Source organism: Aeromonas bestiarum, assembly GCF_028751155.1.
In the GTDB taxonomy this organism is placed as follows: domain Bacteria; phylum Pseudomonadota; class Gammaproteobacteria; order Enterobacterales; family Aeromonadaceae; genus Aeromonas; species Aeromonas bestiarum.
In genome coordinates this window covers 551,626-566,151 of record NZ_CP064746.1, presented here as the reverse complement: position 1 = coordinate 566,151, position 14,526 = coordinate 551,626, and the positions used below count along the sequence as shown (strand labels likewise).

The 14,526-nt window shown below is 62.1% G+C and carries 15 protein-coding genes; 8 read left to right on the top strand and 7 right to left on the bottom strand.

Translation table 11 applies throughout. The features are described from left to right. Positions 1–6: 6 nt before the first annotated feature. A complete protein-coding gene (locus tag IU367_RS02720) occupies positions 7–453 on the bottom strand; it encodes a DUF1249 domain-containing protein (protein WP_043137119.1) in 447 nt (148 codons plus the stop codon). Between the two features lies 1 nt (position 454). Then, positions 455–1,096, bottom strand: a complete 642-nt coding sequence (nudF, locus tag IU367_RS02715) for an ADP-ribose diphosphatase (protein ID WP_043554440.1) — start codon at positions 1,094–1,096, stop codon at positions 455–457. 306 nt (positions 1,097–1,402) lie between these two features. Here nudF and tolC point away from each other — a divergent pair, with 306 nt between their 5' ends. Next, positions 1,403–2,728, top strand: coding sequence for an outer membrane channel protein TolC (gene tolC, locus IU367_RS02710; RefSeq protein ID WP_098982054.1), 1,326 nt, complete (start codon positions 1,403–1,405; stop codon positions 2,726–2,728). Between the two features lie 172 nt (positions 2,729–2,900). Here the strand turns inward: tolC and hldE are convergent, their stop codons facing one another. Next, a complete protein-coding gene (hldE, locus tag IU367_RS02705) occupies positions 2,901–4,328 on the bottom strand; it encodes a bifunctional D-glycero-beta-D-manno-heptose-7-phosphate kinase/D-glycero-beta-D-manno-heptose 1-phosphate adenylyltransferase HldE (RefSeq protein WP_103472152.1) in 1,428 nt (475 codons plus the stop codon). A gap of 308 nt (positions 4,329–4,636) precedes the next feature. Between hldE and lpxL the strand changes: the two genes are divergently transcribed. Both lpxL and IU367_RS02695 read left to right on the top strand, forming a co-directional pair. Further along, positions 4,637–5,560, top strand: a complete 924-nt coding sequence (gene lpxL, locus IU367_RS02700; protein WP_274453380.1) for an LpxL/LpxP family Kdo(2)-lipid IV(A) lauroyl/palmitoleoyl acyltransferase — start codon at positions 4,637–4,639, stop codon at positions 5,558–5,560. A gap of 155 nt (positions 5,561–5,715) precedes the next feature. Next, the gene (locus tag IU367_RS02695) at positions 5,716–6,183 is read left to right on the top strand and encodes an energy transducer TonB (RefSeq protein ID WP_043137134.1); all 468 of its coding nucleotides are present in this window, start codon (positions 5,716–5,718) and stop codon (positions 6,181–6,183) included. A gap of 107 nt (positions 6,184–6,290) precedes the next feature. Here IU367_RS02695 and IU367_RS02690 read toward each other — a convergent pair whose 3' ends face one another. Beyond that, positions 6,291–7,256, bottom strand: coding sequence for a CYTH domain-containing protein (locus IU367_RS02690; RefSeq protein WP_274453379.1), 966 nt, complete (start codon positions 7,254–7,256; stop codon positions 6,291–6,293). 169 nt (positions 7,257–7,425) lie between these two features. Here IU367_RS02690 and IU367_RS02685 point away from each other — a divergent pair, with 169 nt between their 5' ends. The 3 genes from IU367_RS02685 (at position 7,426) to ybaK (ending at position 10,088) form a co-directional block, all read left to right on the top strand. Beyond that, the gene (locus IU367_RS02685; RefSeq protein WP_042653142.1) at positions 7,426–8,106 is read left to right on the top strand and encodes a TIGR00153 family protein; all 681 of its coding nucleotides are present in this window, start codon (positions 7,426–7,428) and stop codon (positions 8,104–8,106) included. A 25-nt stretch (positions 8,107–8,131) separates the two neighbouring features. Then, positions 8,132–9,397, top strand: a complete 1,266-nt coding sequence (locus tag IU367_RS02680) for an inorganic phosphate transporter (RefSeq protein WP_042868184.1) — start codon at positions 8,132–8,134, stop codon at positions 9,395–9,397. 220 nt (positions 9,398–9,617) lie between these two features. Beyond that, the gene (gene ybaK, locus IU367_RS02675) at positions 9,618–10,088 is read left to right on the top strand and encodes a Cys-tRNA(Pro) deacylase (protein WP_042868183.1); all 471 of its coding nucleotides are present in this window, start codon (positions 9,618–9,620) and stop codon (positions 10,086–10,088) included. A gap of 51 nt (positions 10,089–10,139) precedes the next feature. Here the strand turns inward: ybaK and IU367_RS02670 are convergent, their stop codons facing one another. From IU367_RS02670 to IU367_RS02660, 3 genes are all read right to left on the bottom strand, one after another. Beyond that, the gene (locus IU367_RS02670) at positions 10,140–10,868 is read right to left on the bottom strand and encodes a GNAT family N-acetyltransferase (RefSeq protein WP_274453378.1); all 729 of its coding nucleotides are present in this window, start codon (positions 10,866–10,868) and stop codon (positions 10,140–10,142) included. Further along, positions 10,858–11,295 carry a rhodanese-like domain-containing protein gene (locus IU367_RS02665; protein WP_274453377.1) on the bottom strand — a complete coding sequence of 146 codons (438 nt, stop codon included), beginning with the start codon at positions 11,293–11,295 and terminating at the stop codon, positions 10,858–10,860. The genes IU367_RS02670 and IU367_RS02665 overlap by 11 nt, the downstream gene beginning before the upstream one ends. Before the next feature lie 91 nt (positions 11,296–11,386). After that, on the bottom strand, positions 11,387–11,869 hold the full coding sequence (locus tag IU367_RS02660; RefSeq protein ID WP_274453376.1) for an OsmC family protein: 483 nt from the start codon (positions 11,867–11,869) through the stop codon (positions 11,387–11,389). 128 nt (positions 11,870–11,997) lie between these two features. On the opposite strand from IU367_RS02660, the gene pdxR reads away from it, so the two are divergent. Both pdxR and IU367_RS02650 read left to right on the top strand, forming a co-directional pair. Further along, positions 11,998–13,425, top strand: coding sequence for a MocR-like pyridoxine biosynthesis transcription factor PdxR (pdxR, locus tag IU367_RS02655; protein WP_274453375.1), 1,428 nt, complete (start codon positions 11,998–12,000; stop codon positions 13,423–13,425). Between the two features lie 100 nt (positions 13,426–13,525). Beyond that, complete coding sequence (locus IU367_RS02650; RefSeq protein ID WP_274453374.1) at positions 13,526–14,410, top strand: hypothetical protein; 885 nt, start codon at positions 13,526–13,528, stop codon at positions 14,408–14,410. The last annotated feature ends 116 nt before the right edge of the window (positions 14,411–14,526 follow it).

Below are 14,526 nucleotides of genomic sequence, written 5' to 3'. Positions count from 1 at the left end.
GTTCAACTAGAGGATGTTTATCAGGCTGGTACCATGTCTGAGACAAAATTTTAGCCAATCGGCCAGGAACAGATTTACCTGCTCCTTTTCATCCCGCTGGTGCATTTTTTTATTGGGATAATCATAACGTGGTTGCAACCTCGAAATCTGTTGCGCCGCACACACTTCCGCCATCCGCACATCATGATACAAACGAATCTCGATGCGAGCCTGCAAGTAGCTCGGCAATTCCGGGTTGTGCTGGGCCAGGATCACCTGGCTGGTGAAGCGGCTCTCCTCGCTGACGGTGAGCTGGAATTGCAGGCCGTTGCCCACCTGATAACGGCGTTCGGCCCCGACTGTGCCGCCCGGCGGCAACAGTTTCATCAAGGCCATATAATTCACCTCGCAGGTACGCTGCAAGGACATCAAATCAGGCACATAACGCCTGGCCTGGGTGTGAACGAGCGCCACCTCAGCGCCCCGCCAGCCAGCGAGCCCGCAGCTCGCCGTGATTGAGGGCCAGCCACTGCAGCGCTATGACGGAGGCCGCGTTGTCGATGCGCCCCTCTTTGAGCCAGGCATAGGCCTGCTCGCGGCTCACCACGTGCACCCGGATATCCTCGCCCTCCTCCGCCAGACCGTGGATCCCCTCGGCCTTGCTGGCATCCACCTCGCCCACATAGACCTCGATCCGCTCAGTGCTGCCACCCGGGCTCACCAGATAGCTGATGGCATGCTCACAGCGACCCACCTCGATCCCGGCCTCTTCCACCGCCTCGCGGCGCACCACGGCTTCGGCGGTTTCCCCTTCATCTATGATGCCGGCCACCAGCTCCAGCAGCCAGGGGGTGGGACTGGTCTCGATGGCGCCGATGCGAAACTGCTCCACCAGCACTATCTGGTCGCGCACAGGATCGTAGGGCAGCAGGGCACCGGCATGACCGCGCTCGAACAGCTCGCGCACTATGGGTTCGTTCCAGCCCCCCGCAAATAACCTGTGCTGCAGGCGATAGACGTTCACTTTGAAGAAGCCGTTATATCCCGATGATTTATCGATGATTTTTACGTCATCGGCAGAATAGTGACGGGTTTGGGGCAAGGCTTGCTGCGACATACGAGACTCCCGCCAGCTTGACTTGGCTCGGTTTGACCATAAAATCCGAGAACATGAATGAACATTCATTCACTCGTTCCCGACGGAGATGAGGGATGGATTTTAGCAGCCACAGGGTATTTGGCTAGGCACGAGGGGGAGAAAACTCCCCCTCGTGCTTGACGTTCCTGTCGCTGGAAAAGAGACAGTTATCATAAAATTTTGCTTATAGTAGAGTGATTAAGCTGAAATCAAGCTTGCTCAGTGACAATACCCCTCCTTCATCCAGCGACAGCTTTGGGTTAATACATAAGGTTAAAACGATCTATGAAAAGAACACTCTTGTCAGCCATGGTGTTGCTGGGCGTCAGCGCCGGCGCCCATGCCGAAAACCTGCTCGATATTTACCAACAGGCTCAGATCAAGGACACCCAACTGCTGGAATCCAAGGCCAAGCGTGATCAGGCTTTCGAGAAGATCAACGAATCCCGCGCAGCCCTCTTGCCCCAAATCAATCTGGGTGCCGGTTTGAACTACCTGCAGAACAAGGGTGACACCCAGACCAACAGCAATGCCACCGGCTCCCTCTCGCTGGATCAGTCCATCTACCGCCGCAGCAACTGGGTCAACCTGGATCTGACCGAGAAGAGCGCCACCCAGTCTGACGTGGCCTACAACCTCGAAGTCCAGAACCTGATGCTGCGTACCTCCCAGGCCTATTTCGACGTGCTCAAGGCGATGGACACCCTGGAATTCGTCCGCGCCAACAAGGCCGCGGTGGAACGCCAGCTGGAACAGACCCAGCAGCGCTTCGAAGTGGGCCTGACCGCCATCACGGACGTGCATGAGGCCGAGGCCGAGCGCGACCAGGCGCTGGCGGACGAGATCAATGCCGAAAACACCCTGGACAACAGCTACGAGAGCCTGCGTGAACTGACCGGCATCGACCACCGTCAGCTGGACGTGCTCAACACAGAGCGCTTCACCCCGCAGAAGACGCCGTTCAACTCTGACAAGTGGCTGGAGCTGGCGCTGGACAAGAACCTGCAACTGCACAGCGCCCGCATCGGCAAGGACATCGCCAAGGAGCAGATCGATCTGGCCAAGACGGGTCATGAGCCGACCGTGGATCTGGGCGCCGGTCTCTCCACCAGCTACAACGACTACAAGGACGAGATCCGCAACCCCGAGAGCAACAGCAATCAGGGCAACATAGGCCTGAACTTCAAGCTGCCGCTCTACACGGGTGGTGCGACCACCTCCCAGGTCAAGCAGTCACAGTTCAACTACGTGGCCGCCAGCGAGCAGCTGGAGCGCAGCTTCCGCTCTGTGCAGAGCACGGTTCGCTCCTCCTACAACAACGTGAACGCCAGCATAGGTTCGGTACGCGCCTACGGCCAGTCCGTCATCTCCGCCGACAGCGCCCTCAAGGCGACCGAGGCCGGTTATGAGGTCGGCACCCGCACCATAGTCGACGTGCTGGACTCCACCCGCAAGCTGTACCAAGCCAAGCAGAAGCTCTCCGAAGCCCGCTACAACTACATCCTCAGCATCCTCTCCCTCAAGCAGGCCGCCGGCACCCTTGAGCAGAAGGATCTGGAAGAGGTGAACCAGGGGCTGATGCCTGCCGCCAAGGTCACCAAGAAGTCCTGAGCCCCGCAGCTCATGTCATGAAAAAGGCGACCTCAGGGTCGCCTTTTCGTTATCTGCGCTTGCTGTTGCCCGCAGCGGCCGGTTGCTTTGCCGCAGACTGGTACCGCTAGGTGCCACTTCCGCGCTCTGACGCGCCAGACATAAAAAAACCCGGCCTGAGCCGGGTTTTGACTCATCCGCGTTCGCGGATGGTCTTGATGATGTCGCTGGTGGAGCAGCCATCCTCGAAGTTGAGCACGCGCACCTCGCCACCGTTGGCGGTCACCTCGTCGTAACCGGCGATATCCTTCGGCTTGTAGTCACCGCCCTTGACCAGCAGGTCGGGCAGCACTTCGGCGATCAGCCGCTGGGGCGTATCTTCGGCAAAGGGCACCACCCAGTCCACGGCGCCCAGCGCGGCCAGCACGGCCATGCGACGGTCGGTCGAATTGACCGGGCGACCCGGCCCCTTCAGGCGACGGACCGAGTCATCGGTATTGACCGCCACTATCAGGCGATCCCCCAGCTTGCCGGCATTGGCGAGGTAGGAGACGTGACCGGCGTGCAGTATGTCGAAGCAGCCGTTGGTCATCACCACCTTCTCGCCACGCAGGCGGGCAGCCTGCACGGCAACCTTGAGCTGAGCCTCGGACATGACGCCAAAGCCGGTCTCCTGCTCGGTGTAGAGGGCATTGGCCAGCTCGACCGGGCTGACGGTGGAGGTACCCAGCTTGCCGACCACGATACCGGCCGCCGTGTTGGCCAGGGCACAGGCCTCGTCCAGGCTCATGCCGGCGGCCAGCGAGGTGGCCAGGGTGGAGATGACGGTATCACCGGCACCTGTCACGTCGTAGACCTCGTGGGCCTGGGCCGGCAGGTGCAGCTCTGGCTGACCTTCGCGGATCAGGGTCATGCCATTTTCGGAACGGGTGACCAGCAGGGCCTCCAGCTCGAAACGCTTGACCAGCTCCAGTCCCTTGGCGACCAGATCCTCTTCACCCTTCACCTTGCCCACCACGGCCTCGAACTCGGACATGTTGGGGGTCAGCAGGGTAGCGCCGCGATACTTCTCGAACTCGGTCCCCTTGGGGTCGACCAGTACGGGAATGCCGGCGGCGCGGGCACGCTGGATCATGCCGGGTACGTCGTTGAGGGCACCCTTGCCGTAGTCGGAGAGGATCATCACGTCGCTGTTCGGCAGCGCCTGCTCCACCTTGTTCATCAGCAGAGTGGCATCGACATCGTGGAACGCTTCCTCGAAGTCCAGACGCAGCAACTGCTGGTTGCGGGACAACACCCGCAGCTTGGTGATGGTCGGATAGTCGGCCAGACGAACGAAATCACAGGCGACCTTGACGCCAGCCATCTGGCCAGCCAGCGCATCGGCGGCCTCATCCTGACCGGTCAGGCCCAGCAGCACGGCGTGGGCGCCCAGGGCGGCAGAGTTGAGGGCCACGTTGGCGGCGCCACCCGGGCGCTCCTCAATGTGCTCAACCTTGACCACGGGCACCGGGGCCTCGGGCGAGATCCGGCCGGTGGGGCCATGCCAATAGCGGTCCAACATGACATCGCCAACGACCAGAACGCGGGCTTTTTCAAACTCGGGCAGGGTGATCTTCATCTGTATCGACTCTCAAAACCTGAAAAATTCAGTCGCCGATTTTATCACACTCTTTTCTACGGTGTAGAAAAAGCAAACCTGTGGTTTCCATTTAAGGAAACTCATAGTTACAGTCCGCGCCACGCGGATCAGAGGCAAGCAGCCCCTCTGACCAGCACATAGCCATTCGCCCCCGACCCCGCTTTTCGGCTAGAATCCCCCGATTGCGAGTAAAACTATCCGCTCAGGATACCCACGTGCCTTTATCGCCTCCCCTTATTCGACCGGGCTTGCCCCGGTGCATGGCGATTGCGAACAAGAGACTTTTCATGGCCCACGATAATGCACCCCGCCTCGACCCCCATCTGTTCCACCCCCGCTACTGGGGCAGCTGGTTCGGCCTCAGCTTGCTCTGGCTGCTGGTGCTGCTGCCCTGGCGCAGCCAGATGTGGCTGGGCCGTCAACTGGGTCGTCTCGCCCGCAAGCTGCTGAAATCCCGCGTCAAAATTGCCCGCCGCAACCTGGAACTGGCGATGCCCGAGCTGACCAAGGATGAGCGGGAGAAGCTGCTCAAGGCCAACTTCGAGAGCGTAGGCTGCGCCATCTTCGAGGTGGGCATGGCCTGGTTCTGGCCGGATTGGCGGATGCGCAACCTGATGAAGGTGGAAGGGGAAGAACACGTCATCGCCGCCATGGAGAAGAAGCAGGGCATGCTGCTGCTCTCCTGCCACTTCCTGACGCTGGAGCTGAACGCCCGCTGCTTCGGCCTGGTGCGCCCCGGGGTCGGCGTCTACCGCCCCAACACCAATCCGGTGCTGGAGTATGCCCAGTACCACGGTCGCTGCGCCTCCAACAAGTATCTGGTGGACCGCATGGACGTGAAGGGGATGATCAAGGCGCTGCGCAACGGCGACGCCCTCTGGTACGCGCCGGATCACGACTACGGCAGCCACGCCAGCGTGTTCGTGCCCTACTTCGCGGTCGAACAGGCCGCCACCATCACGGGCACAGCCACCCTGGCGCGGGTGAAAAATACCGTCACCCTGCCCTGCTACAACATCCGCACCCAAGAGGGTTATACCCTGCATATCGGGGCGCCGCTCGCCGATTACCCCAGTGGTGACGACCTGGCCGACGCCACCCGCGCCAACAGGGAGATAGAAGCGGCGGTTCGCAAGGCCCCCGAGCAGTACATGTGGCTGCACCGTCGTTTCAAGACCCGGCCCAATCCGGATGACGCTGGCTACTACTGAGTCAAAAAGGGATGAAAAAACCGCCGCGAGGCGGTTTTTTATGGCCTGCAGCCCGGAAAGGGTTTTCATTCGTGGCTGGATATTTTATTAATGGCAGTGCCGAGCGGCGGGCCGGGCCCCGCCAGGAACAATAAAACGAACGAAGGGAAGCGAACATGAAAGCCACTCTTTTAGTGGGCGCCCTGTGCGCATTGACAGGTTGCAGTCACCAGACCCAGAGCGTGCACCTCACCTCTCTCCCCCTGAGCAAGATCACGGATGTGAATGCCCAGTGGAGCCCTCTCAGCAGGAACGAATCCCGCTACCCCAAGGAAGCCATACTGGCCGAGAAGATGGGGTGTACCTCGCTCGAGTACGTGATCAATGAAGCGGGCCGGGCCGAACAGATCCGCGTGCTGGCCCGCAGTGATGACACATTCAGCGAAGCCGCCATGGAGACGCTGCAGCAGTGGCAATGGCAGGCAACCGCTGCCAATCCGGGCCATCTTCCCGTCAAGTCCCAGACCCGGTTCGAATTCTGTATCGAGCATAACGGCCAGCCCTGTGACACCAGCGGGCTGGCGCAGCTCTGCCAGGGGGAGGACATGGTTCGCAGCACGGGGCAGGTCTACACCCAGGTCTGAGCACAGCCCCGCCTGGCTAGGCATCCCACATGAAAAAGGTGAGCCCAGGCTCACCTTTTTCGTTATCACAGTTGTTTATCGCCGCCGCGCCCTGCAAGGCACGGATGTCATGTCCCAGCGTGCAGCCAGGCGGCGATGGCCAGTTGCAGCCGCACATAGTCGGCGCGATGGAACAGTGTCGACAGGGTCGCTTGCCACCCGGCGTCGGCCGGAGCCTGGGCCAACAAGGCCAGATGAGTCGACAAATCGGTCAGCACAGCCAGCCACACTGGCGCCCGCGTAGCGGCAGCATCGACGATGAGCGCAACCCCTTGCCGGATCTCTTGCAGCGCCAGGCGTCGCTGTTCGGGGTCCGCCTGCTCCAGCCAGTACTGCTCGTGATGTTGCCAATGTTGCAGACCCGCGGTGATGCGCATGGCGGCGTCGGTCCCATTGATCGCCGGCAAGGATTGCAGCGCCAGCGGCTTGCCGAGCCCCGCCAGCCGATAGCCGCGCTGCGCCTTGGATTGCGCCCCCAGCCTGACCCCGCCGAGCCCGGCCAGCTGCTCCGCCAACCCGAACAGGGCGCGGGCGTCGCCGGACTTGAGTTCCAGCTCCAGCTCATCGATACAGGTCTTGCCCAGCGAACCGACGATCTCACCCTGATCCCAGGCCAGCTCGATCTCGGCCCCCTCGAAGGCGACCAGCCAGTGGCGGCGCAGGAAGTCGGTCCTGAACTGGGCCACCAGCCTGGCCTGGATGTCGTCGCGCACCACCAGACTCGGCCAAAGCTCGGCTGGAAAAGCCGCAAGCAGGGGCACATCGCCATGTACGGGGGCATTATATTCGGGCCTGGCATGCAATCCCCCCACCACCTGGCCCCGACATTTAATCGTCTGCTCGGCAAAATCATCGCTGCGACGAATCCGCAATCCCATTTCCAGCCGACGTAAATCCAGAGTCGGCGTATCAAAATAGACATTGCCGAGCTCGACCTGGGAGCTTGATATAATTTCAAGTGAATTCAGAAGCTTGGATAGTGGCTGTTGAATATCTTGTGAGACAAAAAACTTTATCTCGATCTCAGTTTGCATAGTCATTCCGGGCTGGCAGGCAACTTTGGGGGGCATGATGTGGAGCGCGAGGATATAATGCCTGCGATACATCAGGATTAATTCACGGTTTTATTGATGGCGCAGTTCGGTTACCATGCGCCCCTCATAAAATCGTATCGAGTGTTTTTTCACCGACACAGGTTTGGCCATGCCAGTAAATACTATTTTGGGGCTTTTTGCCAAGTCCCCCATCAAGCCGCTGCAGAAGCATATCGTCAAGGTTCACGTGTGCTGCGAGCAGCTCATTCCCTTCTTTGACGCCGTTGCCGAAGACCGTTGGGAAGATGCCGAGAAGATCCGGCAGCAGATAGCCCAGCTGGAAAAAGAGGCGGACATCCTCAAGCGTGAAATTCGTCTGAAACTGCCTCGCGGCCTGTTCCTGCCGGTCGCCCGTACCGACCTGCTGGAGCTGCTGACCCAGCAAGACAAGATTGCCAACCGTGCCAAGGATATCTCCGGCCGCATGCTTGGTCGTCGAATGGAATTCCCTGCCGAGATGCGTGCCGATTTCATGGCCTATCTCAAACGTTGTATCGATGCGACCGCCCAAGCCGAAAAAGCCATCGGAGAACTCGATGAGCTGCTCGAAACCGGCTTCAAAGGACGTGAAGTTGAAATGGTTGCCGAGATGATCCATCAGCTGGATCTTATCGAGGACGATACTGACACCATGCAGATCGGGCTGCGCCAACAGCTGCAAGCCGTTGAGCAGAAATACAATCCGATCGACGTTATGTTCCTCTACAAGATCCTCGAATGGGTAGGTGACCTGGCAGATCAGGCCGAGCGCGTTGGCGCCCGTCTGGAACTGATGCTGGCTCGTTCGTAATCGACTGACTGGGTAAACACTATTAATGGACATTATCGCGAATTACGGCACTACTCTGGTGCTCGTGGCGGCCTTGTTCGGCTTTTTGATGGCCTGGGGGATAGGCGCGAATGACGTGGCCAACGCCATGGGCACATCGGTCGGCACCAAATCCCTGACCATACGTCAGGCGATCATCATCGCCATGATCTTCGAATTTGCCGGTGCCTATCTGGCCGGCGGCGAAGTGACAGCCACCATACGCAACGGCATCATAGATACCAACGCCTTTGCCGACACCCCGGATCTGCTGGTGCTCGGCATGATCGCCTCCCTGCTGGCGGCCGGCGCCTGGTTGATCCTGGCCTCCTACTTCGGCTGGCCCGTCTCCACCACCCACTCCATCATAGGTGCCATCGTCGGCTTCGCCGTGGTGAGCATAGGTCCGGAAGCTGTGCAGTGGAGCAAGTTCGGCGGCATAGTCGGCTCCTGGATCATCACCCCGGCCATCTCGGGCATCATCGCCTACTTCATGTTCATCAGCGTGCAGAAGCTCATCTTCAACACAGATGATCCCCTGGCCAATGCCAAGCGCTACGTGCCTTTCTACATGTTCCTGACCGCCCTGGTGATCTGCCTGGTGACCATCAAGAAGGGGCTGACCCACGTCGGTCTGCACCTGAGCGACGGCGAAGGGATCCTGCTCTCCATCGTCATCTCCATCGCGGTGGCATTTGCCGGCTGGCTCTATATTCGCGGCCAGCAATACAACCCGCAGGATGACAGCAAGATGCACTTCGCCAACGTGGAGAAGGTATTCGGCATCCTGATGGTGATCACCGCCTGTGCCATGGCTTTTGCCCACGGATCCAACGACGTGGCCAACGCCATAGGCCCGCTCTCCGCCGTGGTCTCCATCGTCGACAGCGCCGGTCAGATCGCCGGTCAGTCCACCATCGCCTGGTGGATCCTGCCGCTCGGCGGCATAGGCATAGTCATCGGCCTCGCCACCATGGGCGAGAAGGTGATGGCCACCGTCGGTACCGGCATCACCCATCTAACCCCGAGCCGTGGCTTCGCCGCCCAGCTGGCCACCGCCGCGACCGTGGTGATCGCCTCCGGCACGGGTCTGCCCATCTCCACCACCCAGACCCTGGTGGGTGCTGTTATGGGTGTCGGTCTGGCCCGTGGCATAGCCGCCCTGAACCTGGGCGTGCTGCGCAACATAGTGGTCTCCTGGATCATCACCCTGCCCGCAGGTGCCATCCTGGCCATCGCCATCTTCTACGTGCTGCAAGCCTGTTTCTCCTGATACGCGCAGCCGCAAACAGCCCGGGTCACTGACCCGGGCTTTTTCATATCTGGCGCATGGGAAGCAAGGGTTCGGCGGCGGTCAACAAGGCCCAGGCACTGTCTCTATTCACAATGTCGGACGTGCCACCTCCTGCCGCTGCGACCGGCTTGCATCCCCTGCTTGGCAGGCGCAGACTGTTTGGCCTTGTTTTTATGCGATTCGATTCAAGGCAACCATCATGACTCCTGCCATCAACCTGCTGAAAAAGCTCAAGATCCCCCACAAACTCTATCCCTACGAGTGCGAAGCTCACGACGATTTCGGCAAACATGCCGCGACCCAGCTCGGCCTGCCGGAGGCCCAGGTGTTCAAGACCCTGGTCGCCCATCACGACAAGCAGGCGGTAGTCGCCATAGTGCCCTCGTCGGGCATGTGCAGCCTCAAGCAGCTGGCCAAGGCCACAGGCTTGAAGAAGGTGGAGATGATGAAACCGGCCGAGGCCGAGAAGCTGACCGGCTACAAGGTCGGCGGCATCAGCCCGCTGGCCCAGAAGAAACTGCTGCCCACAGTGCTCGACGACTCCGCCATGGCGTTTGACGAGATTCTGGTGAGCGGCGGCAAGCGCGGCCTCTCGGTCGGGGTGGCGCCACAGGACATGCTGACCCTGCTGAAGTGGATCGCCGCTCCCATCGGCGAGCACCATGAGTAACGCCTGAAACGACAGAGGCCCCGCTGACGGGGCCTCTGTTATGTTGCCGGGTCAGTCGTTATTGGCTCGACAAGCGGCGGTCAGCTCGGATAGCCGCAACCGCTGCCTGCCGGCCTCATCGAAGTTCTCCTCCGCCAGCCAGCGCGCAAAGCAGGCCTGCAACGCCGGCCACTCGCCGTCGATCACCGAGAACCAGGCGGTATCCCGTGCCCGCCCCTTGTCCACCCGGCTCTGGCGAAAGGTTCCCTCGTAGCTGAAACCGAGCCGCAGTGCCGCCTGCCAGGAGGGTCGGTTGAAGGCATTGCACTTCCATTCGTAACGCCGGTAGCCGAGGGCAAAGGCGTTGGCCATCATCAGCGCCATGGCCGCCGTCGCCAGCCGCGAGCGCTGCAGAGCCGGCGAGAAGTGCAGCCAGCCCACCTCTATGCTGCCCGCCAGGGGATCGATGCGCAGGTAGCTGGCCAGCCCCAGAGGCTGTTCACCATGCTCATCGAAGATGGTGTAGAACTGGGGATCTGTCTTGGCGGCGCACTCTCGCAGCCAGGCCAGCATATCCGCTTCCTCTGCGTAGGGGCCCGTGGTCAGGTAGGTCCACATGGCCCCGCTGTCGGCGCTGAAGGCCTGCCACAGGCCGGGGCCGTGACGCTCGGGATCCAGCGGTTCCAGCCGGCAGCCCCAGCCGCTGAGAGGGCGACGGGGCGGAAACTCGGCACCCCGCCAATCGGGCAGCGGCGCACCGACCGGCTGGCCGAACTCGTTCAGATGGATATCAGCAGCCACAGGCGACCCCTCCCGTTTGCAGCACGCCCGCCTCGTTGCCGGTGGCGACGGCAAAGCCGTCCTGGCGCCACCAGTGCAGGCCGCCGATCAGCTCCTTGACCTGAAACCCCAGCGCCGCCAGCTTGCAGGCGCCGCGGGTCGAGCCGTTGCAGCCGATGCCGTCGCAATAGCAGACATAGACCTTGTCCCGTGCCAATGCGGCCGTGGTCGCCGGGTTCATGGTGGCGTGGGGGAAGCTGATGGCACCGGGAATGTGTCCCTCGGCATAGTGGCCGGCGGAGCGGGTGTCGATGACGACGATGCGCGCCTCGCCCGCCAGCAGATCCGCAGCCAGATCGGCCGGGTCGGTGCGATAGGCCAGCTGGGCCTCGAAGAAGGCGCTGGCCTCTGCCGCACTGGCCAGCCCGCTGCTCAATACCTGACTCATGATAAACCTCCTTGTGACCAGACCCGAGTCCGGGTGGTGACGACTGTGTTGACCGGACTGACCAAGCCGGTACCCAATACATGGCTCATTGCTAAGTCTCCCGTGACCACTGCACTATCTTGGTGATCACTGTGGTCCTGACCGAGTTGGCGATGAAGCACTCCTCATGGGCCTGATGGTGCAGTTGCTCCAGCTCGGCCAGGGTGGGTTGCCGCTCGCCGGCAAACTGCACCAGCGGCTGCAATGTGACCCGGGTAATGGACTGGCGACCCCTGTCGTCCGCCTCCATGATGCCCACCGCCTCGTCCCGGTAGCTCTCCACCCGATAACCCGCCCTGGCCACCAGCCAGAGGAAGGTGAGCATGTGGCAACTGGAGAGGGCCGCGACGAAGGCCTCCTCCGGATCGACATGCTCGGCCACCGACCAAGGCAAGGGCACTACGTGCGGGGAGGAGGAGGCGGGCACCCTGACGCCGCCATCAAACTCCCACCAGTGGGCCCGACTGTAGCGCTGATCGACGAAGGGCTCGCCGGCCCTGCACTGCCAGCTGATGGTGGCGCCGTATTCCGACATGCAGACTCCTTTCATTGCCAATATCTGTTGATCCCGAACCTTGAGCCTCAATGTAGCGACATAATGGCCTTGCCACGCCGACCAATTTTGCCAATATGGGCAGACCAATTGTCTGCCTGGAAATAACCATGCCCGCCCTGCCAACCCTGTTCGCCACTCAGCAACCCAGCGAGCTGCCGCTGCACGAACAGCTGGTGCGCATGTTGCGAGGCGCCATTCTGGCCGGCCATCTGCCCCAGCACAGCCGGCTGCCCGCAAGTCGCATGCTGGCCGGCGATCTCGGCATCTCCCGCAGCACGGTAGAGCTGGCCTATGGCCGGCTGGAGGCGGAGGGCTATCTGGTGCGCAAGGTGGGGGCCGGCAGCTTCGTGGCGCTGGCGGCCGTGTGCCCGGCGCCACGTCAGCCCCAGTCGGCGGCCGGACTCTCCCGCCGTGGCCAGGAGATGGCGGCGGGGGGCGCCTGTCACGACACGCCGCACGTCGGCGCCTCCTTTGCCTCCAGCCAACCGGATCCCCGCCTCTTCCCCCACGGGCTCTGGGGCCGGCTGATGCAGCAACAGTGGCGCCAGCAGGGGGAGCGCTGGATGAACTACGGCGACCCGCAGGGGTTGCCCGAGCTGCGCAGCGCCATCAGCAGCTATCTGGTGCAGTCCCGCGGCGTGGTGTGCGAGCCGGAGCAGATCCTGATCCTCACCAGCTCCCAGCAGGGGATACTGCTGGCGACCCAGCTGCTCATCGATGCCGGCGACACCGTCTGGGTGGAAGATCCCGGCTATCCTGGGGCCCGCACCGCCATGGAGAGCGCCGGTGCCAGGGTCCACCCCGTGCCCGTGGATGGGGAAGGGCTCAATCCACTGGGACAACATCCGGCGCCGCGCCTCATCTACACCACGCCGGCCCACCAGTATCCCCTGGGCGTGCCCATGAGCCTGCCTCGCCGGATGGCGCTGCTGCGCGAGGCCGAGCGTCACGGCGCCTGGATCCTGGAGGACGATTACGACGGCGAGTATCAGTACGATCAGCGGCCGCTCCCCGCCCTGCAGGGGCTGGATGGCCAGGGGCGGGTCATCTATGTGGGTACCTTCAGCAAGGTGCTGTTCGGCTCGCTTCGACTCGCCTATCTGGTGCTGCCAAGGCCGCTGATGGATGCCTTCTGCCGGGCCAGGGCAGCCTTCGATGGCCACAGCAACCAACTGCAGCAGGCGGTCACCGCAGATTTCATCCGCGCCGGTCACTTCGCCACCCACCTGCGCCAGAGCCGGCTCATCTACCAGAGCCGGCGCGACCTGCTGCTGAGCGAGCTCGCCAGTCACTGCCCCGCCCTCACCCCGGTTCACAGCGGCGCCGGTTTGCAGTGCGCCGTGCTGCTGCCCGCCGGCGGCGAGGCGCACTGGACCAAAAGTGCCAATGACATGGGTATTGGCCTGCGCCCGCTCGGCCAGTTCTATCTAGGCGAGCCGGGTCTGGAGGGCTGGCTGCTCGGCTTTGGCGCCCTCGACAACCAGACCCTGCGCCGGCTCTGTCGCCAGCTGGGCAGCCTGATGGCGTCGTCCTGACGGGCTCATTCTGGTAGCGAGGCAAGCCAGCCCGGGGGCAGGGCGCAGCCCCGGGCGCCGGACTATAATGGATGGACCAAAGTCGTAGAGCCTAGCCGAGATGTATAGACTCCTGTTGCTGATCCTCTGCCTTTTCCTCTCCTCCCCCCCGATGGCGGCCACCCGCTTTACCCTGCTCAGCCCCGAAAACGGGCAGGATGCGCGGATGCGCTACTACCGGGAGGTGATGCAGCTGGCGCTGGAGAAGACCCGCCCCGACTATGGCGACTATGAGCTGCTCGACTCGCTGCCGATGAACAAGGCACGGATGCGGATCGAGGTGCAGGAACCCGGGGCCAACGCTCTCTTCATCATCGACAGCTGGCCCCTGCAGTCCCCCGGCGATCGCGTCACTGCCATCCCCTTCCCCATCGATCTCGGCATTCTCGGTTATCGGGTCTGCTTCGTCGGCGCTTCCCGGGCGGATGAACTGGCCAGGGTCGGCACACTGGCCCAGTTGCAAGGTTTCAACCAGGGCACGGGCAGCGGCTGGCAGGATGCCGATATCTTGCGCCACAACGGCTTTCAGGTGCAGGAGGTGGAAAAGTACGAGTCGCTGTTTCGCATGGTGGCCCGTGGCCGCGTCGCACTCTTCTGCCGCGGTGCCAACGAGATACTCCCCGAGTGGAAAACCCATCAAGCCGGACTGCCCGGGCTGGTGGTCGATCGCCATGTCGCGCTCTTCTATCCGCTGATCCATGTGATCTACAGCCACGCCCAATACAGCAAGGAGCGGCAACGCATCGAGCGCGGCCTGCAACTGGCCTGGCAGGATGGTTCGCTGAAACGGCTCTGGCGCCACCATTTCCAAGCCTCCCTGGTGTTCGCCAATCTGGGGCCGCGCCAGATTTTCAGGCTGACCAACCCCTTGTTGCCCAAGGAGGGGTTCGACTATCGGCCCTATCTTTATGACCCGGTACGCGATGACTTTGGCATTGACCCCTGATGGGGCTCACAGGCCGCCGGCATGGCCAGGCGTGGCGCCAAGCCGGGGAGTCACTCACCCCACTGGCGGGCAGCCCGTGATGCATGCCCTGTTTGCCTGGCGTGGACGCCAGCTGC